The sequence below is a fragment of the Halobaculum sp. P14 genome, from assembly GCF_051195155.1.
Classification (GTDB): Archaea; Halobacteriota; Halobacteria; order Halobacteriales; family Haloferacaceae; genus JBNTKA01.
The window spans coordinates 230,580-248,460 of record NZ_JBNTKB010000003.1 but is presented as its reverse complement, the minus strand read 5'-3'; the positions used below and the strand labels follow the sequence as shown (position 1 = coordinate 248,460).

The 17,881-nt window shown below is 71.1% G+C and carries 19 protein-coding genes; 7 read left to right on the top strand and 12 right to left on the bottom strand.

Going from position 1 to position 17,881, the window contains the following annotated elements:
• The first annotated feature begins 54 nt into the window (after positions 1 to 54).
• Both ACQUS7_RS08240 and ACQUS7_RS08235 read left to right on the top strand, forming a co-directional pair.
• Positions 55 to 777 carry a CAP domain-containing protein gene (locus ACQUS7_RS08240; protein ID WP_435146256.1) on the top strand — a complete coding sequence of 241 codons (723 nt, stop codon included), beginning with the start codon at positions 55 to 57 and terminating at the stop codon, positions 775 to 777.
• A 230-nt stretch (positions 778 to 1,007) separates the two neighbouring features.
• Positions 1,008 to 1,508 carry a hypothetical protein gene (locus ACQUS7_RS08235; protein ID WP_435146254.1) on the top strand — a complete coding sequence of 167 codons (501 nt, stop codon included), beginning with the start codon at positions 1,008 to 1,010 and terminating at the stop codon, positions 1,506 to 1,508.
• Positions 1,509 to 1,537: 29 nt separating this feature from the next.
• On the opposite strand, the gene aroC is transcribed toward ACQUS7_RS08235, so the two are convergent.
• The 4 genes from aroC to aroA all read right to left on the bottom strand — a co-directional run bounded on the left by aroC (position 1,538) and on the right by aroA (position 6,840).
• Entirely contained in the window at positions 1,538 to 2,722 is a 1,185-nt protein-coding gene (gene aroC, locus ACQUS7_RS08230) for a chorismate synthase (protein WP_435146252.1), read from the bottom strand.
• A 95-nt stretch (positions 2,723 to 2,817) separates the two neighbouring features.
• Positions 2,818 to 4,164, bottom strand: coding sequence for a cytochrome P450 (locus ACQUS7_RS08225; RefSeq protein WP_435125949.1), 1,347 nt, complete (start codon positions 4,162 to 4,164; stop codon positions 2,818 to 2,820).
• Positions 4,165 to 4,278: 114 nt separating this feature from the next.
• Positions 4,279 to 5,448, bottom strand: a complete 1,170-nt coding sequence (locus ACQUS7_RS08220) for an iron-containing alcohol dehydrogenase family protein (RefSeq protein WP_435146249.1) — start codon at positions 5,446 to 5,448, stop codon at positions 4,279 to 4,281.
• A 96-nt stretch (positions 5,449 to 5,544) separates the two neighbouring features.
• The gene (gene aroA, locus ACQUS7_RS08215; protein ID WP_435146247.1) at positions 5,545 to 6,840 is read right to left on the bottom strand and encodes a 3-phosphoshikimate 1-carboxyvinyltransferase; all 1,296 of its coding nucleotides are present in this window, start codon (positions 6,838 to 6,840) and stop codon (positions 5,545 to 5,547) included.
• A gap of 251 nt (positions 6,841 to 7,091) precedes the next feature.
• Between aroA and ACQUS7_RS08210 the strand changes: the two genes are divergently transcribed.
• Positions 7,092 to 7,859 (top strand): ribonuclease H-like domain-containing protein, encoded by a 768-nt coding sequence (locus ACQUS7_RS08210; RefSeq protein WP_435146245.1) that lies wholly within the window; start codon positions 7,092 to 7,094, stop codon positions 7,857 to 7,859.
• Between the two features lie 96 nt (positions 7,860 to 7,955).
• Positions 7,956 to 8,150: a DUF5800 family protein gene (locus ACQUS7_RS08205; RefSeq protein WP_435125938.1), complete on the top strand. Its 195-nt coding sequence runs from the start codon at positions 7,956 to 7,958 to the stop codon at positions 8,148 to 8,150.
• 13 nt (positions 8,151 to 8,163) lie between these two features.
• On the opposite strand, the gene ACQUS7_RS08200 is transcribed toward ACQUS7_RS08205, so the two are convergent.
• The 3 genes from ACQUS7_RS08200 to ACQUS7_RS08190 all read right to left on the bottom strand — a co-directional run bounded on the left by ACQUS7_RS08200 (position 8,164) and on the right by ACQUS7_RS08190 (position 10,300).
• On the bottom strand, positions 8,164 to 8,469 hold the full coding sequence (locus ACQUS7_RS08200) for a hypothetical protein (RefSeq protein WP_435146243.1): 306 nt from the start codon (positions 8,467 to 8,469) through the stop codon (positions 8,164 to 8,166).
• A 57-nt stretch (positions 8,470 to 8,526) separates the two neighbouring features.
• Positions 8,527 to 9,708, bottom strand: a complete 1,182-nt coding sequence (locus ACQUS7_RS08195) for a redox-regulated ATPase YchF (RefSeq protein WP_435146241.1) — start codon at positions 9,706 to 9,708, stop codon at positions 8,527 to 8,529.
• Between the two features lie 109 nt (positions 9,709 to 9,817).
• Complete coding sequence (locus tag ACQUS7_RS08190; RefSeq protein WP_435146239.1) at positions 9,818 to 10,300, bottom strand: hypothetical protein; 483 nt, start codon at positions 10,298 to 10,300, stop codon at positions 9,818 to 9,820.
• A gap of 145 nt (positions 10,301 to 10,445) precedes the next feature.
• Here ACQUS7_RS08190 and ACQUS7_RS08185 point away from each other — a divergent pair, with 145 nt between their 5' ends.
• On the top strand, positions 10,446 to 11,186 hold the full coding sequence (locus tag ACQUS7_RS08185; protein ID WP_435146237.1) for a proteasome assembly chaperone family protein: 741 nt from the start codon (positions 10,446 to 10,448) through the stop codon (positions 11,184 to 11,186).
• 10 nt (positions 11,187 to 11,196) lie between these two features.
• Here ACQUS7_RS08185 and ACQUS7_RS08180 read toward each other — a convergent pair whose 3' ends face one another.
• Complete coding sequence (locus tag ACQUS7_RS08180) at positions 11,197 to 11,460, bottom strand: hypothetical protein (protein ID WP_435146235.1); 264 nt, start codon at positions 11,458 to 11,460, stop codon at positions 11,197 to 11,199.
• A gap of 321 nt (positions 11,461 to 11,781) precedes the next feature.
• Entirely contained in the window at positions 11,782 to 12,903 is a 1,122-nt protein-coding gene (locus ACQUS7_RS08175) for a pyridoxal phosphate-dependent aminotransferase (protein ID WP_435146233.1), read from the bottom strand.
• A 141-nt stretch (positions 12,904 to 13,044) separates the two neighbouring features.
• On the opposite strand from ACQUS7_RS08175, the gene ACQUS7_RS08170 reads away from it, so the two are divergent.
• Together ACQUS7_RS08170 and ACQUS7_RS08165 are read left to right on the top strand one after the other, a co-directional pair.
• Positions 13,045 to 13,698: a hypothetical protein gene (locus ACQUS7_RS08170; protein ID WP_435146230.1), complete on the top strand. Its 654-nt coding sequence runs from the start codon at positions 13,045 to 13,047 to the stop codon at positions 13,696 to 13,698.
• Positions 13,695 to 15,032 carry a hypothetical protein gene (locus tag ACQUS7_RS08165; protein ID WP_435146228.1) on the top strand — a complete coding sequence of 446 codons (1,338 nt, stop codon included), beginning with the start codon at positions 13,695 to 13,697 and terminating at the stop codon, positions 15,030 to 15,032. Before ACQUS7_RS08170 ends, ACQUS7_RS08165 begins: the two co-directional genes overlap by 4 nt.
• Positions 15,033 to 15,039: 7 nt before the next feature.
• On the opposite strand, the gene ACQUS7_RS08160 is transcribed toward ACQUS7_RS08165, so the two are convergent.
• The 3 genes from ACQUS7_RS08160 to ACQUS7_RS08150 all read right to left on the bottom strand — a co-directional run bounded on the left by ACQUS7_RS08160 (position 15,040) and on the right by ACQUS7_RS08150 (position 17,862).
• A complete protein-coding gene (locus ACQUS7_RS08160) occupies positions 15,040 to 15,855 on the bottom strand; it encodes an SAM hydrolase/SAM-dependent halogenase family protein (RefSeq protein ID WP_435146226.1) in 816 nt (271 codons plus the stop codon).
• Between the two features lie 26 nt (positions 15,856 to 15,881).
• On the bottom strand, positions 15,882 to 16,985 hold the full coding sequence (locus ACQUS7_RS08155) for an ABC transporter ATP-binding protein (protein WP_435146224.1): 1,104 nt from the start codon (positions 16,983 to 16,985) through the stop codon (positions 15,882 to 15,884).
• 136 nt (positions 16,986 to 17,121) lie between these two features.
• Complete coding sequence (locus tag ACQUS7_RS08150) at positions 17,122 to 17,862, bottom strand: proteasome assembly chaperone family protein (RefSeq protein ID WP_435146222.1); 741 nt, start codon at positions 17,860 to 17,862, stop codon at positions 17,122 to 17,124.
• Between the last annotated feature and the right edge of the window lie 19 nt (positions 17,863 to 17,881).

Genomic DNA, 17,881 nt, shown 5'->3' with positions numbered 1-17,881 from the left:
TAGATTCTAACGCCCTGACGGGTCTTTCGCTCGGCAGGCACCTCCCCAAGATTCATGGACAAAAGTAATTCGTCTCCCCGAACAGTAGAGGACGTTTCCTTCAAAACAGGCGTCCTGCAGGACAACTCAGGCACCCGGTTACTCCCCATATTTGGATTGGCCGTCATACTCCTGAGCTCCGGTTGTTTGGGTGCCATAGAGTCTTCAAATAGGACACCAGCGATGCACAGTGAAGTCGCAACTCCGCTGGACGGGACACCTGAGAACCTCTCTGCGAGATTTGCACACGGACAACCCCCCTCCTCGGTGGATACCCCAGAGGCTCTCAAAAACAAGACAACGAGAGAGGATGTAAACGTCACAGAAATAGAAAATGTGTTATTACAAAAACTAAACAGACACCGTAATCTGAATGATTTAGGGACCCTTCTCGTGGATCCCCGGTTGTCCCGCATCGCACGTCAGCATTCGTTCGACATGGCGACGAACGATTACTTCGACCACACGAACCCTGAAGGACAGAATTATCGTTCGCGCTTGGAGGAGCACAACTACGACTGTTACTACGGCGGGGAAAACATCCAGGCGACGTTCTGGAAGATGGAGGGGAAGAAGACGGAAGAGGACATGGCGAGAGAGATTCTGTACACGTTCATGGGTTCAGCGGAGCACAACGAGGTGATGCTCCAGCCAGATCTCACGACGGTCGGAATTGGAATCTACGTCACAGAGGACCGGCGGACGTACATCACGATGGATTTCTGCGGAAGCTTCTAATCACCATGATGGAACCACAGCAACAGACTAGCGTGAGTGATCGTAGCGGTGACCACCCTTCCCCATCTCGTCGGCGACTACTCGCTGTCTGCGGGGCAGGAGCTACGGCGGGTCTTACTGGTTGTCTCGGGCTGTTCAGCACCAAAGAGTCGTCAAGCGGCTCCGAGCCCTACACGACTGTCGATAAAACAGAGACGTTCGGGTATCGAGGAACACGAACGCCGTATCCCATGGTACAACAGACGTATCGTGGTGGTGGGACGCTCGTCATCGCGTTTTTCGATTACGCTCACGAGCCGTCGCTCGTCTGGTGGCGGGAGGAGTATCCAAAACTCACTGATCTCATCGAGAGTGGTCAACTCAGGCTGACGCTGCTGATGTACCCGAAACCGGTGACGCGGTGGTCGGTGATGCTCCCGAGTGCGTTGTTCGAGGTGCGCGCCCAGACAGACCGGCGGTCGGCGTGGGCATTTCATGAGGCGCTCGTGAATCTCGACGGCGACTACTCGCTCGACGCAGTGGCAGAGCTGGCGACGGACGTGGGTGCGGACGGAGCGGACGTCGTTGCGGCCGCGAAAGCGCGGCGCCGCCGGAATCAGGCGTTCGCCGACAAGCAGTTCGGGGAGAGTACAGGCGTCGAGACGCTTCCGGCGTTTCGGTGGGGACGAGACCCGATAGACGGCACGTCGGCTGCGGACATCCGTTCGTTCGTCGAAAATCGGTCGGCGTAATCGTTGTCGTTGTTCGGCCGGGTCGGCGCTTACTCGTTCTCCGGACTGCTGGGGTGGTAGTCGGTGTCGTATTCGCCGGGGCGGTCGTCGAGCCGGTCGGGGTTGATGCGGCCGCCGAGGAGCATGAAGTCGAGCACCGTGCAGTACAGCATGGCTTCGACGACGGGGACGGCTCGCGGCGGGAGCACCGGGTCGTGGCGGCCGACGACCTGAATCTGCTTTTCCTCCCCGGTTTCCCAGTCGACGGTGGTCTGCTCTTTCGGAATCGACGTCGGCGCGTGGAAGGTGAGTTCGCCGTAGATTGGTTCGCCGGTCGTGATGCCGCCTTGGAGGCCGCCGTGGTCGTTGCCGACCGGGACGGGGTCGCCTTCCTCGCTGACGGTTTCGGGGTGGTCGCCGTCGTCGAACTCCCAGTTCTCGTTTCGGTCGTGGCCGGTGACTTCGCGGGCGTCGCGTCCGAGGCCGAACTCGAAGGCGGTGGTCGCCGGAACCGCCATGAGTGCGCGGCCGAGCCGCGCGGGCACCGAGTCGAACCGGGGGGCGCCGAGGCCGCGCGGGACGCCGCGGGCTTCGAACTCGACGGCGCCGCCGATGGAGTCGCCGGCCTGCTGGTACTCGTCGATCAGGTCGCGCATCCGCTCTGCGGTCTCCGGGTGTGCACAGCGGACCTCGTTCTCCTCGGTGTGTTCGAGCAGGTCGTCGAACGTGACGGGCGGCGCCTCGATGTCGCCGATCTGGTTGACGTGCGCTTTGATCTGGACGTCGTGGTCGCTCTGATCGAGCACCGCCTTGGCGACGGCGCCGGCGGCGACCCAGTTCACGGTTTCGCGGGCGGACGACCGGCCGCCGCCGCCCCAGTTCCGGGTGCCGAACTTCGCGGAGTAGGTGAAGTCGCCGTGGCTCGGCCGCGGGGCCGTGACGAACGGCTCGTACTTGCCGGAGCGCGCGTCTTTGTTCTGAATCACCATGCCGAGCGGCGTCCCGGTGGTGTAGCCGTCCTGGATGCCGGAGTTGATGGCGACTTCGTCCGGTTCGCCGCGGCTGGTCGTGATCATGGACTGCCCGGGCTTCCGCCGGTCGAGTTCTCGCTGAATCAGTTCCTCGGACAGTTCGACGCCCGCCGGAACGCCGGACACCGTACAGCCCATCGCGTCGCCGTGGCTCTCGCCGTAGGTGGTGACTCGGAAGAGCCGGCCGAACTCGTTTCCGTTCATGCGGCCACCTCCGGGCTGGCGAGTATAAAGTCCGGTGAAGGTGGCGGGAACCGCGCCACCGACGCGGGCGGCCTTGCCGGTCGCCGCTCGCCGGCTCAGTCGGCGCGGTCGTGAATCCGCATCCGGACGGGCGACGAGGGCCGGGAAGTGATGCTGGCCTGCAGGTCGAGTTCCTCCGGCGACAGCAGTTCGAGGTGGTGGCGCTGCAGGATGCGGGCGAGGACGAGCTTCGCCTCAAGCAGCGCGAATCGGTCGCCGATGCAGCGGCGCGGCCCGGCGGCGAACGGGAAGTAGCCGAGCCGCGGCAGCGACTCCTCGAACTCGTCGGTCCAGCGTTCGGGCCGGAACGCCAGCGGGTCGTCGTAGATGTCCGGGTCGCGGTGGACGACCCACTGGCTGATGGACAGCGGGGTTCCCGCGGGGACGCGGTAGCCGCCGAGAACGACGTCCTCGGTCGGCTCCCGGAGGATGCCGTGGACCGGCGGGAGAATCCGCATCGACTCGGTGACGACCTTGTCGAGGTAGTCGAGGTCGGTGACGCTGCCGAACGTCGGCGCGTCGCCACCGAGCACGTCGTCGAGCTCCTCGCGGATGCAGGCTTCGACCTGCGGGTGGCGGCCAAGCAGGTGGAACGTGAAGGTGAGCGACAGCGCCGTCGTCTCGTGGCCCGCGAGCAGCAGCGTCTTCACCTCGTCGCGCACCTGCTCGTCGCTCATGCCGTCGCCGGCGTCGTCCTCGGCGTCGAGGAGCGCCGTCACGACGTCGTCGCCGGGGTCGTCTCGTTTCTCCGCGACGATTTCGCCGACGACGCGGTCGAGCGTCGCCACCGCCTCGTCGACCGACTGCCGCCTCGGCGTCCACACCCGCTCCGGCAGCGCGTCGAAGACGGAGCCGGCGGCGGCGGCCATGACGTCGTCGAGCGCGCCGCCGATCGCCTCGGTTTTCGCCGCGATGTCGACGCCCATCAGCGCCCGCGCGACGATGTCGAGCGTGAGCCGCATCATGTCGCCGTGGACGTCTCGGACTTCGCCGTCGTGCCAGCGCGCGGTCGCGGCGTCGGTGCGCTGGCGCATCATGTCGGCGTAGTCGGCGATGCGGTCCGGGGTGAACGCCGGCTGGATGAGGTGGCGCTGCCGCCGCCAGAACTCCCCTTCGCTAGTCAGCAGGCCGTTTCCGAGCACCGGGCGGAGCTGCTGTTGGAACAGGTCGCCCTTGACGTACCGCTGGTTCTCCTGGACCAGCACCTGCTCGATGACCTCGGGGTCGGTGAGCAGCACGACGTCCCGGCCGAGCACGTCGAACCGGGCGACGCCGCCGTGCTCGCGCGCGACGCGCTCGCGGAACCCGAACGAGTCGCGCTGCACGTCGAGGAAGGAGCCGACGACCGGGAGGCCGTCCGGGCCCGGAATCGCGTCGGTCGGCCGCGGGGAGTCACTCGCCATGACCGCGCTTGGAGACGGACCCTCAAAGGCGTTCGTCAACCCCGGGCGCGTTCCGCGGGGTTCCGCCGACACGGCTCAGCCTGGTCGCTTCCGTCGCCCCAGTCACTCCAGTCGCTACCAAGCCTGTCTCAGCAGGGCGAGAGCCGCGTCGGCGTCGAGCGCGTAGCCGTCCGGGGCGTTGTCGAGGAGCGAGTCGTCGGCCGTTGCGGCGGCCGCGGCGGCGAGGCCGTCTTCGGTGACGCCGTCGACGTCCCGGAGGCGACCCGGGAGGCCGAGTTCGTCGCGGACCCGCTCGATTTCGGCGACCGCGTCGGCCGCCTCGTCGACGTCGAACGCCGCGAGTAGCCGGTCGGTGTCCGCATCGGAGTCCAGCAGGTCGCGGACGACGGTCGGTGCGACCGCCGCGTGCGCGAGGCCCTGCTGGACGCCGAAGGCGTCGCGGAGGCCGTGGCCGAACGCGTGGACGACGTTGATGGTCATGTGGCCGGGGCGGGAGATGCCGTACTGGGCGAGCACGACGCCGGCGACCGCGCGGTCCATCGCACGCTTGGAGTCGAACATGTCCGGAAGCCCGTCCACGAGGTAGTTCACGGCGTGTTCTGCGGTGGCGTCCGTGACGACGGTTCGGTGGCGCGAGTACAGCGATTCGAGCGCCTTGTCGAAGCCGTTCATCGCCGACCCCGCCAGCACGGATTCGGGGGTCGTCTCGAACAGCGCCGGGTCGTACCACAGCGACGCCGGCATCAGTTCGGCGCCGCCGACGCTGGTCGACACCACGTCGTCCCCGAGGTCGACGGTGATGCCGGCGATGACGGAGAGGTCGGCGCCGGCGAGCGTCGTCGGGACCGGCGCGGTCGGCGTCAGCGCGCCGCGGTCGTCCGGGAGCGCGATGCCGCCGGTGTCACGGACCTCCGCGCGGACGTCGTCGAGGTCGGCGCCGCGGGCGCGCAGCACCGACGCGACGGTCGCGACGTCCAGGCTCGACCCGCCGCCGACCGGCACGAGGACGTCCGCGTCGACGTCGTCCGCGCGGTCGGCGACGCGCACCGCTTCCCGGACGCGCTTGTCGGGCGTCGTCCCCGCGAACACTTCGACGAGCGCGTCGCCGAGGCCGTCGTCGACGGCGCCCATCAGTTCGTCGTTGCCGGCGACGTTCGACCCAGTGACGACGAGCGCGCGGGAGAGCCCGCGGTCTGCGAGCGCGTCGCCGACGTCGGCGACGCAGCCTCGGCCGTAGTGGAGCGCGCCCGGCTGGTAGTCGAAGGTGAACGGAGCGGTGTTCATGCAGGGAGGTGCGGCCACGCGGCGAAAACGGTGACGGGCGCGGCAGAACGGGGCGGCTCGGCAGAGCGGGCCGGACGGGCGGAACGCGGGTGCGCGTCAGTCGTCCAGTTCGACGTCGGCGCCGAGGTCGGCGAACGCGTCGAAGAAGCCGGGGAAGGAGACGTCGACGTGTTCGGCGCCGCGGACGGTGGTGTCGCCGTCGGCGACGAGCGCGGCGACGGCGAGCGCCATCACGAGCCGGTGGTCGCCGCGGCCGTCGACGGTGGCGCCGCGCAGCTCCGAGTCGTCGCCGTGGACGACGAGCGCGTCGCGTTCCTCGGTGACGGCGGCGCCCATCGCCGTGAGCTCCTCGGCCATCGCGGCGACCCGGTCGGTCTCCTTGTACCGGACGTGCTCGGCGTTCAGGATGCGGGTGTCGCCGTCGGCGACGGCGCCGAGCACGGCGATTGTCGGCAGCAAGTCGGGAGTGTCGCCGACGTCGACGTCGACGCCGCTGAGCGCGGACCGCGACACCGTGATTTCGCCGACGTCGCGGTCCCAGTCGACGTCGGCGCCCATCCGCTCGAGCACGTCGACGATGGCCGAGTCGCCCTGCGCGCTCGGCCGCGCGCCCTCGACGGTCACGTCGGAGCTGTCCGCGGCGGCGACGGCGCCGGCGGCGAGCAGGTACGACATCGACGAGAAGTCGCCGGGCACCTCGTACTCGTCGGCGCGGTACCGCTGGCCGCCCGGCACGCGGAATCCGGTGTCGGTCCGCTCGGTCTCCACGCCGAAGTCGGCCATGACTTCCTGCGTTATTTCGACGTACGGCGCGGACTTCAGTTCGGTTTCGAGGTCGACGGTGACGCCGTCGTCGGTGACGGCGCCCGCCATCAGCAGCGCCGTCACGAACTGCGAGGAGACGTCGCCCGGAATCGACACGTCGCCGCCGGTCATCGCGTCGCCGACTACGAGCGGCGCCTGGCCGTTCCGCCGCGTCGACTCCGCGCGGCCGCCGAGCGACGTCACCGCCTCGAGCAGCGGGCCGTGCGGCCGCGACCGCAGGGACTCGTCGCCGGTGAACACGACGAGGCCGTCAGCGAGCCCCGCCGCCGCGGTCACCAGCCGAATCGTCGTCCCCGAGTTCCCGCAGTCGACGACGTCGCTCGGCGTCTCCGGGCGGCCGCCGAAGCCGTCGACCGTCACGGTTCGGCCGTCGTCCGCCCAGTCGACGGCGCCGCCGAAGGCCTCGACCGCGCGGCCGGTCGCGTGCGGGTCGGCGGAGTCGAGCGGGTCCCGGACGACGGTGCCGTCGCCGTAGCCGGCGGCGAGAATCGCGCGGTGCGTGTAGCTCTTCGACGGCGGCGCCCGTGCCCGGCCGGCGACCCGCGACGGCGAGACGTGTGCGTCCATACCTCCGGCATCCGCCCGGGCGGGCAAGTGTGTACCGGACGCGGCGACGCTGCGCCGCGGCCGTGAATTGGCCGGACGTGGCAACCGTACGCCACGGCCGTGAATTGGCCGGACGCGGCAACCGTGCGCCGCGGCCGTGAATTGGCCGGACGCGGCCGGGTATCCGAACCCTTTAGACCGACTGCGGCCTGAGTGTCGCTGTCTTCGCGGCGCTCCCGCGGGTGGGAGCGTCGACCCGAACACAGCAGGCCATGCGAATCCACAACAGCTTCATCCCGGTCGACGGCGTCGGCGAAACGACAGAGCGGCGGATGTGGGAGAACGGCGTCACCGAGTGGGGCGAGTTCCGGCAGGACCGCGCCCCGGGCGTCGGCGCGACCACGGCGTCGCGCATCGAGTCGTTCATCGACGAGGCCACCGAGCGGCTCGACGACGGCGACTCGGCGTTCTTCGACCGGCGGTTCCCGAGCGGGGAGCGCTGGCGGCTCTACGAGGACTTCCGGGAGTCCGCGTGCTTTTTCGACATCGAGACGACCGGGCTGTCCCAGGAGCGCGACGACGTGACGACGGTGTCGTTCCACCGCGCCGGCGAGACGTCGACGCTCGTCCAGGGCCGCGACCTCACCGCCGACGCGCTCCGCGAGGAGTTCGCCGCCGCCGACCTGCTCGTGTCGTTCAACGGCAAGCGGTTCGACGCGCCGTTCCTCGAGACCAGTTTCGACGTCGACGTGACGACGCCGCACCTCGACCTGATGTATCCGTGCCGGACGCTCGACCTGACCGGCGGCCTGAAGCCCATCGAGAAGGCGGTCGGCGTCGACCGCGACGGCCCGGACATCACCGGCCGCGACGCGGTCCGGCTGTGGCACCAGTACCAGGACGGCGACGAGGACGCCCTGGAGACGCTGGTGTCGTACAACCGCGACGACGCCGCGAACCTCCGCGCGCTCGCCGACGAAGTCGTCGACCGGCTCCACCGCGCGACGTTCCCGCAGGCGGCCGGCCACGGCGACGACTGACGCCGCGCCGACGGCCGGGTCTCCGACGCGGACGCCGCCGTCCGGCTCCGGGCGCCGAACTTCGGGTTTATCAGTGTCGACGCCGTTGGGTCGGGTATGACTGCGCTGTCGTTCGACGAAACCGGCGTCGACGTCGTCTACGAGGGAACGGAGTTCCGGCTGGAGAAGTCGCTCATCGAGGACGCGACCGAGAAACAGTACGTGGACGTCACCGACCACGAAGTGCTCCAGATCGTCGAGGAGTCCCCGTCGCTGTCGGGCGAACCGCGCCGCGTCGGCGACATCGTCTGAGCGGCCGCGCGGCTCAGCCCAGCCCGCGTTTGTCCGGTTCTTCTTCGAGCGCTTCCGCGCGGTCGACGAGGTGGTCGACGAGCCGCGTCGCCGTCTCCTCGACGGATTCGAGGTCGTCGTCCGCGTCGCCTTTCACGCGCACGGACACCTGGTAGAGCCCGAGTTCGACCTCCGGGACCGTGTCGTCGGCCGACGGGTCGCCGGCGCCGCCGGGTCGCTGTTCGTCGTCGGGTGCGCCGTCGGCGGAAGCGTCGTCGGCGCCGGCGGCGGCCTCTTCGTCGTCACCGCCGGCATCGCCGGCGGCGGACTCCTCAGACATACGGGTGGACGCTCAGGGCGTCTTGAAAAGCGTGGCGTCTCGCCGAGCCGTTCGGCGTCAGTTCGCGGTGGAGACGATTTTGACGACGTCGCCCTCTTCGAGTTCGGTGTCCTCGCCGATGCGGCGGTCCGCGCGGGCGTCGACGGCGTGCAGGTAGCCGTCGCCGATGTCGGTGTGGACGGCGTACGCGAGGTCCTTCGGGCCGCTGCCGCGCGGCAGCAAGAAGGCGTCCGGGAGGACGTCCCCCTGTGCGTCGGTCCACTTGGACTCGTTCTGCACCGGGTAGGCGGTGATTCGGTCGAGCAGGCCGTAGACGGCCTCGTTCAGGCTCTGCTGGACGCCGGTGCCGCCGAACCGGTCGAGAAGCGACGCGAGCTGGTCGAGCCCCTGCTTTTGGGCGTCGGAGACGTCGCCGGTGACGGCGAACTCGTCGTCGCCGGGGTCGTACTCAACGACGCCGGCCTCGACGGCGTTCCGGAGCGCGAGTTCGCCGTCGGCGGACGCCGGGACGACGGGCTTGTCCGTCTCGCGGAGCCGCTCGATGTTCTCCTCGGGCGCGATGTCGGCTTTGTTCGCGACGAGCACGATCGGCTTGGTGCGGGCGCGAATCTTCCGCGCGAGCGTCTCGCGGTGTTCGTCGGTCCACTGTATCGGGTCGGCCGGGTACTCCACGTCGCGGAGCACGGCGGCGACGTCGTGTTCGGTGGCGCCGAACCCGGTGAGCAGTTCGGTGAGCGCGTCGTCGATGTCGAACTCCGGCGAGCGCGACTTCCGCTCGATTGACTCCCAGTTCCGGTCGACGATGCCGGCGAGCCACTGGTCCATCTCGTTTTCGACGAAGTCGACCTCCTCGACGGGGTCGTACGCGCCGACCTCCACCGGCTCGCCCTCGGCGTTGGTGGCGCCGGCGGCGTCGACGACCTGGAGGATGACGTCGGCGTTCGTCAGCGCGTCGAGGAACTGGTTGCCGAGTCCGCGGCCCTCGTGGGCGCCCGGGACGAGCCCGGCGACGTCGAGCAGCTCCACCGGGACGTAGCGCTTGCCGTCGTGGCAGTTCTCGTTGCCGCAGCGCTCCGCGCGGTCGAGACAGGGGCAGTCGGTGCGGACGTGCGTCACGCCGCGGTTCGGGTCGATGGTCGTGAACGGGTAGTTCCCGACGTCCACGTCCGCCATCGTCGCCGCCTTGTAGAACGTGGACTTGCCGGCGTTCGGCTTGCCCGCGAGCGCGACCGAAATCATACCGACCCTTCCCGAGCCGGTGAAAAGCCGCTTTCGGTTACACCGCCCGACTCGGCTCGGCGCCGCGCACCCGAACCACGTTCAGCGTCGGCGTTCGACGCCGCCCCGTTCAGCGCCGCCGTCCGGCGTCGCGGGAGTCGCCGGCTGGCCGGCCGCCGCTGGCGACGCCGTCCCGGCCGCCGCTGCTCGGTCCGTCGCCGCCGGCGTCAGGGGCGGTCGCGGCGTCGCTCGCGCGGAACAGCCGCGACACCGCGGCGGCGACGTCGCCGCAGTCGGCGTACTCCATCGCGATTTCGTGAATCGAAAAGGCGGTTCCGTCGAACGCCGGGAGGCCGCGGCTCTCGGCGTACGCCCGGAGCCAGTCGTTCAGCGTCCCCTCCAGCAGCGACCGCTCGACCGGCGAGAGCTCCGCGTCGACGCGGCAGCACCGGACGTACGCGTGGACGAGCGGCGCGACGCCGAACCGTATCGCGTCGGCCGCGGTGTCGTCGTCGGGGTCGAAGGAGTCCCGGCGGCGACGCAGCAACTCGGCGAACGCCGAGACGTCGCCTCGGGGCGGCGGGGCCACCGCGCGGTCCTCCTCGCGAACCATACCGGCGACTGGACGACCCGCAGCCGCAAAAATCCCGTGAAAACGCCGGCGGCGCGTCCGAACCGCAGTGCGGCGGCGCGGCCCGGCCGGCAGACCCGGGAGCGCGGCCACCACGCCTTTTCTGCCGGCGCCCACCACGTCCGACATGGTTACCGTTGAGACCGCCGGCGACGCGTCGCTCGACGACCCGATACTCGTCGAAGGGCTGCCCGGAATCGGGCTCGCCGGGAAGATCGCGGCCGACCACGTCCGCGACGTGCTGGACGCGCGGCAGTACGGCGAACTGACCGGCGACGAGATTCCGCAGACCGCGGTGTTCACCGAGGGGGACCGCGGGGTGGCGTCGCCGCTCCGACTGTACGTCGACGAGGCCGACGACGTCGTCGTCCTGGCGGGCGACGCGCCGGTGCCGCCCGCAATCGCCGACGACGTCGCGGACGCCGTGAACGGCTGGGCGGCCGAGGTCGGCGCGACCCCGCTGTACCTGAGCGGCCTGCCGACGGAACGCGAGTCCACGGAGGTGCCGGACATGTACGGCGTCGCCACGGGCGGCGCCGGCGACCGCCTCGACGACGCCGGCGTCGACGCGCCGGAGGTGGACGGCGCCGTGCAGGGTCCGGCGGGCGCGCTGCTCACGGACGCCCATCAGCGCGGCCTCGGGTCGTGCGGGCTCATCGTCGAGACGACGCCGCGGTTCCCCGACCCGGAGGGCGCGCACGTCCTCGTCCGCGACGGCATCAACCCGGTCGCCGGGGTCGACGTCGACACGGACCCGCTGGTGGAGAGCGCGGAGGAAATCATGGAGCAGCGGAAGCGGCTCGCACAGCAGCTCCAGCAGAGCGGCGAACAGCAGTCCCGCGCCGAGCAGACCGGGATGTTCCAGTAGGCGGCGTCCGTCAGTCCCGGCGCTCCGTCCGGCGACGCACCGCCGCAGCGACGACGCCCAAGCCGACGTAGAGGCTGAAGAAGACGACGATTGTGACGCCGATGGTGAGCGCAGAGGAGTAGCCGAACCACCGCGTCCAGAGCTGACTCACCTGCCACGAGACGACCGCGCCGACCGCGGCGGCGACGAGGACGACGAGCAGATGCACCAGCGACGACTCGAAGGTCGTCGCGCCGCGCCAGGCCGACGTGAGCGACTGCAGCGACGGGGACATACCGGAACGACGCCGCCGAGGACACACAAATGTTCGCCCCGGCAGTGTCGCCGGCCGATAGTGCTGGATGCGTTGCCGACGGCCCATGCTGGATGCGTCAGCGGACGGCGGCGTCAGCGGACGGCAGCGTCAGCGGACGGCGGCGTCAGCGGACGGCAGCGTCAGCGGACGGCGGCGTCAGCGGACGGCAGCGTCAGCGGACGGCGGCGTCAGCGGACGGCAGCGTCAGCGGACGGCGGCGTCAGCGGACGGCAGCGTCAGCGGACGGCGGCGTCAGCGGACGGCAGCGTCAGCGGACGGCGGCGTCAGCGGACGGCAGCGTCAGCGCACGGCGTCGGCGGCTTCGGCCATGATTTCGAGGGCGTCGTCGAGGCTCTCCTCGTCGGTGGCGTACGACAGCCGGGCGTAGCCTTCGCCGTGTTCGCCGAACGCCTCGCCGGGGACGACGACGACGCCGCGGTCGATGCACTCGTCGACGAAGCCGTCGGGCACCTTCGGCATCGCGTAGAAGGCGCCCTGCGGGGTCGGGCACTCCAGGCCGGCGTCCGCGAGGCCGTCGAGCACGAGGTCGCGGCGGCGCTCGTAGCTGTCGCGCATCTCGTCGACGACGCCCTGCGGCCCGGTGAGCGCGGCCTCGGCGGCGTACTGCGACGGCGCCGACGCGCACGCCTGCGCGTACTGGTGGACGCGGAGCATCCGGTCGACGCGCTCGGTCGACCCGGTGACCCAGCCGAGCCGCCAGCCGGTCATCGAGTACGCCTTCGAGCAGGCGTTCACGACGACGACGTTGTCGGACTCCGCGTACTCCATCGGCGAGTGGTGCGCGCCGTCGAACACGAAGTGTTCGTACACCTCGTCGGAGATGCACAGCACGTCGTGTTCGTCGGCGATGCGGGCGAACTCGCGGACGTCGTCCTCGGAGGCGACGGCGCCCGTCGGGTTCGCCGGCGAGTTCACGACGAACGCCGCCGTGTCGTCGGTGATGTGCTCTTCGACGGTCTCGGGGTCGAGCGTCAGGTCGTCGCGGAGCGGCACCGGCGTCGGGTCGCCGCCGGCGAGTTTGGTGAGCGCGTCGTACGAGACGAACCCCGGGTCGGGGAAGATGACCTCGTCGCCGGCGTCGACGTGCGCCTCGATGGCGACGTGGAGCGCCTCGCTCCCGCCGGCGGTGGCGATGACGTCGCCGGGGTCGACGGCGACGCCCTGGTCGCGTTCGTGTTTCGCGGCGATGGCCTCCCGGAGCGACTCGGTGCCCTTGTTCGACGTGTAGCCGTCGACGACGCCGGACTCGATGGCGTCGACGGCGGCGTCGCGGACGTGCTCGGGCGTCGGGAAGTCCGGCTGGCCGAGGCCGAGGTTGATGGCGTCCTCGCCGGCCGCCTCGAACACCTCCCGAATCCCGCTGATGGAGATGCGCTCCACGCGCGCTGAGAACCCAGTCATGGGTGAAACCCGGACTCCGGCCGAGTTAGGCGTTTCCCCTCCGGAACCCGGCCGGCGGCGCACGGTTCACGGCCGCCCCGGCGGCTCCGAACGGTCGCTCCGTAACGTCTTTCCACCGCCGCGGTGACGGTCCGACGACGAATGCCCCCGTTCACCCGCAGACGCGCCCTCCGCACAGCCGCAGGGCTAACCACGGGCCTCGCAGCCGCGCTCGCCGGCTGCGGCGCCGAGTCGCGCGACAGCCCGACGCCGACAGTGGCGGCCCGCCCCGGGAAGCCGAACGCCGACGCGTCGCCGCCGACGTACCGTCTCCGGGCGGCAGCGCCCGACCCGCTCGTCTGGCTCCGCGACGAGACCACCGAAGACGGCGGGGCGACGCCCGAGAACCACCGGAACTACCTGCTCGTGGACTCCCGAAGCCGCGCCGACCGCGTCGAGTTCGCCGCCGTCGACGGCCGCGACGGCGCCCGCCGGTTCATCGACGAGACCGACTTCTCCTCGGAGTCCGTCTGGGTGGAGGGGTTTTCGGTCCCGGAGTGTTACCGCCGCGAACTCTGCTACGTCGCGTGGAGCCGCGACGAAATCGAGACGAGCTACGCGAGACAGCTCCGGCCGTACGACGCCGCGTGTTCCGCCGACGCCGAAGACGCCGCCGCGGTGCTCATCCGGCTCCCCGCGGCGCTCGACCACGAACAGCTTCGCGGCTACGGCTCGTCCGTGTCGAGCGGCGAGTGTCACGTCCCGGAACGGCTCCGGAACGGCAGCGAGACCGCGTCGACGGAGGCAGACAGATGACCGGGAGCGACCGGCGGCTCGACTCGGAACCGGAGACCGCGGTGACGCGCCGGGGGCTTCTGGGTGCCGTCGGCGCGGCGAGCACCGCCGCGCTCGCCGGCTGCGGCGGCGTCGAGAACCCGCTGCAGTCCGAGCCGCGGCTGGACGCCGACCGCCTCCGGAAGATGGTGTCGTCGTCGCCGCCGCGCGTGTTCCGGCCGCTCCCCGTCCGCGTCGAACAGTCACACCTCGACGACGCCGTCGCCCGCGCCCGCGAACTGCTCGCGGACGTCCCGGCGTCGCTCACCGAGGCGCAGGTGCCGAACGGCGTCGTCCGCGAGCGGCTCGCGCGGGTCCGCGACGAGGCGCGCGCCGGAATCGAGGACGCCGCGTCGGCCCGGACTCGCCGTGAAGCGATGGCGGCGGCGCGACGGGCCCGCGAGTGCGCCGCGGAGGCACGTGGCACCTGGGCGGCCATCGACGGCGACCTGACCGCCGAGCGGGCCGCCGAGCGAGCCGCGCCGGTACGCGACCGACTCGACGCCGCCAGCGACGACCACCGGTACGCCGGCGGCGACCCGGCCGCCGCGCTGGTCGTCCACGCGCTCGTCGAGGAACTGTTCGGCCGCGCCGACGAGGCGCTCACGGACGCAGTCCAGGGCGACGTCCGCGCGGAGACGAGCGTGCTCGCGGTCGGCGCCGTCGCCGGACTGGTCGAGCGCGCCCGCGCCTCCGTCGACGACGCCGCGTACGTCGCCGACCGATACCGGGCGTCGCTGTCGGCGGCGACGACGCTGCGAGAGCGGTTCCGGGTCGCGAGCGAGCGGCTCGTCGACGCCGCGAACACCCGGGCGCCGACGTCCCGGACGCCCGCCGGGATTCCGAAGCGGCTCCGCGAAACCCCGTCGGCGTGGGCGCTCGAAAGCCTCCACTTCGACGCCGCAGACGACGACTGGGCCGCGGAACTCCGGCGGGACGGCGAGCCGGCGCGAGCCGTCGTCGCCGCCCAGAGCCGGCTCGTCGCCGTCACGGCCTACGACGGCCTCAAGTCGGCGATGCAGCGCGACGACTACGAGCCGATACGGACCGCAGACCGCGTCGCCGGGATTCGGAGCGACGCGGTCGACGCGGCGACCCGGTGGCGGCGCGACGACGCCCATCGGCTCCTCGAACGGCACGAGGCCGCCGAGTACGATCGGCTGGTTCGATACGCCGACAGCGAGTTCACCGACCTCGACGAGGACCCGAAGCTGTCGTGGGTCGCCTCCGACGTCGCCCGGTACGTCGAGGCGAAGTGGCTGCTCGAATCGGTGTACGGGACGGCGCCGACCGTCTCGGACGCCATCCGCTCGTGACGCCGACTCACCACGCCAGCCGCACCTCGTCGCCGACGCCGACGCCGAAGGCGTCGTCGCCGCGGCCCTGATTCACGGCGAGTTCGACGTTGCCGTGGCTGCCGACCGTGACGAGTCGAGCGCCGACGCCGACCGCGGCGTACGCGTCCCGGACCGGGGCCGGTTCGCCGCCGACCGCCACGGTCGACCCGTCAGCGTCGGCCAGCACGTCGCCGGGGACGTTCGTGACGACGTTGCCGAAGCCGTCAACGACGAGGACTTCGCCGACGGCGACGCCGCCGTCGCGGTCGACAGCCGGCTCCGGGAACCGCAGGTCGACCCAGTCGTCGGTCGGAGTGCAGCGCGCCACGTCGCCGACGCGGTCCGCGTCGTGGACGTCGGCCGCGGCGGGAGCGAACACGTCGCGGCCGTGGAACGTCGTGGACGCGGTCTCGGCGTCGTCGTACTCGATTTCGGAGACGGAGAACGGCGCGTCGGCATCGGTGTCGCCGTCGCGGCTGGCGGTGTCGGTCGGCCGGTCGGCGGACGCGATTCGGCGAGCGGCGGGAACGGCGACGCCGTTGTCGGGCGCGACGAACCGGTGACCGCCGGCTTCGACGACCACGGCCGCGCGGTCGGTGCCGACGCCGGGGTCGACGACGACGAGGTGCGTCGCCGGCGGGAAGTACGGCAGCGTCTCGCGGAGCCAGAACGCCGCGGCGCGGACGTCCTGCCGCGGAAAGTCGTGGGCGACGTCGACCAGTCTGGCGTCCGTCCGCGAGAGCAAAACGCCCTTCATCGCCGCCGGGTACGGCGTCCCGAAGTCGGAAGCGAGCGTAATCACGGCCGGGGCTGCGGCCGCGGAGACGGTCAATCTTGCGCGACGACGACGGCGTCCGACGGCGCGAACCCCACCGCGAGTTCGTCCACGTCGACGTCGGCGTCAGGGTCGCCCCGGACCACGACGTCGCGGCCGCGCCACGCCCCGTGGAGCCGCGTCGCCTCGCCGAGGAACTCCGTCGTCTCGACGGCGACCGTGAACCGGTTGTCCGACGCCACCGGGTCGAGCGCCTCCGGCCGAACGTAGAACACGACGTCGTCCCCGACGGACGGAGCCGTGTCGCCGTCGGAATCTCCGTCCACTCGGTCGGCGGCGACCCGGAACGACGTGCCGTCGACGTCGACCGTGAAAGTCGGACGCGGCTCGCCGCCGTCGCGGTCCGCGCCGTCGGCGCCGGTGACGACGCCGGCGAACCGGTTGTTCTCGCCGACGAACGACGCGACGAACTGCGTCGCCGGTTCGCGGTACACCTCCCGCGGCGTGCCGACCTGCTCGACGCGGCCGTCGTTCATCACGGCGACGCGGTCGGAGACGGCGAGCGCCTCCGCCTGGTCGTGGGTGACGTAGACGGTCGTGACGCCGAGTTCGGCCTGAATCGACTTCACCTGCCGCCGGAGCTCCTCGCGGAGCCGCGCGTCGAGCGCGGACATCGGCTCGTCGAGCAACAGCACCTCCGGCTGCGGGGCGAGCGCCCGGGCGAGCGCGACGCGCTGCTGCTGGCCGCCGGAGAGCTGGTCCGGTTCGCGGCCGCCCATCCCGGCGAGGTCGACGACGTCGAGCAGGTCCGCGACGCGCTCGTCGACCGACTGGTCCGCCGGCGGGTCGTGGAACCGGAGGCCGTAGGCGACGTTCTCGCGGACGGTCATGTGCGGGAACAGCGCGTAGTTCTGGAAGACGATGCCGACGCCGCGCTCCTCCGTCGGCACGTCGGCGACGTCGTCGCCGCCGAACCGGACGGTTCCCGCCGTCGGCGGTTCCAGCCCCGCGATGACCCGGAGCGTCGTCGTCTTCCCACAGCCGGAGGGGCCGACCAGCGTGAAGAACTCCCCTTCTTCGACGGCGAGCGAGACGCCGTCGAGCGCCGCCGTCTCGGCGTACCGCTTTTCGACGGCGTCGAGGCTGAGGCTACCCACGGCGGACCTCCCCGGCTCCGGGGCCGGCGCCGGACTCGGCGGCTCTCATCGACTCACCGTCGAAACCACCGAGGGATATACCCGTCGAATCTCACGGGCGGAGACGTGTCGGACACGCGACGGCGACGCGGGGCGTTCACTGGTACATCCGGAGCCGGTGCGCCCGCGAGGCGTTCTCGCCGTCCTCGTGGACCTCCTCGGCGAACTGCTCTTTCGCCCGCTGAATCTGCGTCGCCTGCGACTCCAGGCGGTCGCTGTCGACGTCGACGTCCGCAATCGGCTCGACGCAGGCCTCCAGGACGGCCTGGGCCGCAATCGGGTCGGGGAACTTCGGGTCCGCGTCGACGACGAGCCCGACGGCGGTCTGGTCGGTCGCGAGCGCGTGGCTGAGCAGCGCGCCCGCCGGCCCCGAGACGATGCCGGGCTCGTCCGGCGCCGAAACCCCGACGCGGTCGAGCACCGCGTCCCCCTCGCCGGCGGCGACGCCACGGAGTCGCGGGGCGCCGTCGGACGGCTCGTCGCGCTCCAGGCCGGCGACGTACAGCGGCGTCACCGACGCCTCCGCGAACCAGTCGGCGATGCAGCCGGCGAACTCGGCGGCGGCGTCCGGCGACACCGTCACGTCCGACTGGAGCGCGAGCAGGTCGGCCTCCGGGGCGGCGTACAGCCGGACCGGCGTGCGGAGCGTCGAGTCGCCGCCGCCGTACGCGGCGGCCTTCGGGAGCGCCTCGCAGTGGACGTTCGCGTAGTGCTCCATGTCGAGCTGGTCGACGAGGTGGTCGACCGCGATTTTCCCGACGAGCCCGACTCCGGGGAGCCCCTCGACGAGCACCGGCTCGTGCAGGTCCGCGTCCGAAACGACGTCTACGTGCGCCATACCCCCAGTGAGCGCGGAG

What these genes read in the sequence shown, in the direction of transcription:
- ACQUS7_RS08150 (WP_435146222.1), bottom strand. Translation starts at nt 17,862, where the DNA reads ATGGCGCACGTAGACGTCGTTTCGGACGCGGACCTGCACGAGCCGGTG.
- ACQUS7_RS08180 (WP_435146235.1), bottom strand. Translation starts at nt 11,460, where the DNA reads ATGTCCCCGTCGCTGCAGTCGCTCACGTCGGCCTGGCGCGGCGCGACG.
- ACQUS7_RS08210 (WP_435146245.1), top strand. Translation starts at nt 7,092, where the DNA reads ATGCGAATCCACAACAGCTTCATCCCGGTCGACGGCGTCGGCGAAACG.
- ACQUS7_RS08190 (WP_435146239.1), bottom strand. Translation starts at nt 10,300, where the DNA reads ATGGTTCGCGAGGAGGACCGCGCGGTGGCCCCGCCGCCCCGAGGCGAC.
- ACQUS7_RS08165 (WP_435146228.1), top strand. Translation starts at nt 13,695, where the DNA reads ATGACCGGGAGCGACCGGCGGCTCGACTCGGAACCGGAGACCGCGGTG.
- ACQUS7_RS08225 (WP_435125949.1), bottom strand. Translation starts at nt 4,164, where the DNA reads ATGGCGAGTGACTCCCCGCGGCCGACCGACGCGATTCCGGGCCCGGAC.
- aroC (WP_435146252.1), bottom strand. Translation starts at nt 2,722, where the DNA reads ATGAACGGAAACGAGTTCGGCCGGCTCTTCCGAGTCACCACCTACGGC.
- ACQUS7_RS08185 (WP_435146237.1), top strand. Translation starts at nt 10,446, where the DNA reads ATGGTTACCGTTGAGACCGCCGGCGACGCGTCGCTCGACGACCCGATA.
- ACQUS7_RS08205 (WP_435125938.1), top strand. Translation starts at nt 7,956, where the DNA reads ATGACTGCGCTGTCGTTCGACGAAACCGGCGTCGACGTCGTCTACGAG.
- aroA (WP_435146247.1), bottom strand. Translation starts at nt 6,840, where the DNA reads ATGGACGCACACGTCTCGCCGTCGCGGGTCGCCGGCCGGGCACGGGCG.
- ACQUS7_RS08175 (WP_435146233.1), bottom strand. Translation starts at nt 12,903, where the DNA reads ATGACTGGGTTCTCAGCGCGCGTGGAGCGCATCTCCATCAGCGGGATT.
- ACQUS7_RS08240 (WP_435146256.1), top strand. Translation starts at nt 55, where the DNA reads ATGGACAAAAGTAATTCGTCTCCCCGAACAGTAGAGGACGTTTCCTTC.
- ACQUS7_RS08170 (WP_435146230.1), top strand. Translation starts at nt 13,045, where the DNA reads ATGCCCCCGTTCACCCGCAGACGCGCCCTCCGCACAGCCGCAGGGCTA.
- ACQUS7_RS08235 (WP_435146254.1), top strand. Translation starts at nt 1,008, where the DNA reads ATGGTACAACAGACGTATCGTGGTGGTGGGACGCTCGTCATCGCGTTT.
- ACQUS7_RS08195 (WP_435146241.1), bottom strand. Translation starts at nt 9,708, where the DNA reads ATGATTTCGGTCGCGCTCGCGGGCAAGCCGAACGCCGGCAAGTCCACG.
- ACQUS7_RS08220 (WP_435146249.1), bottom strand. Translation starts at nt 5,448, where the DNA reads ATGAACACCGCTCCGTTCACCTTCGACTACCAGCCGGGCGCGCTCCAC.
- ACQUS7_RS08200 (WP_435146243.1), bottom strand. Translation starts at nt 8,469, where the DNA reads ATGTCTGAGGAGTCCGCCGCCGGCGATGCCGGCGGTGACGACGAAGAG.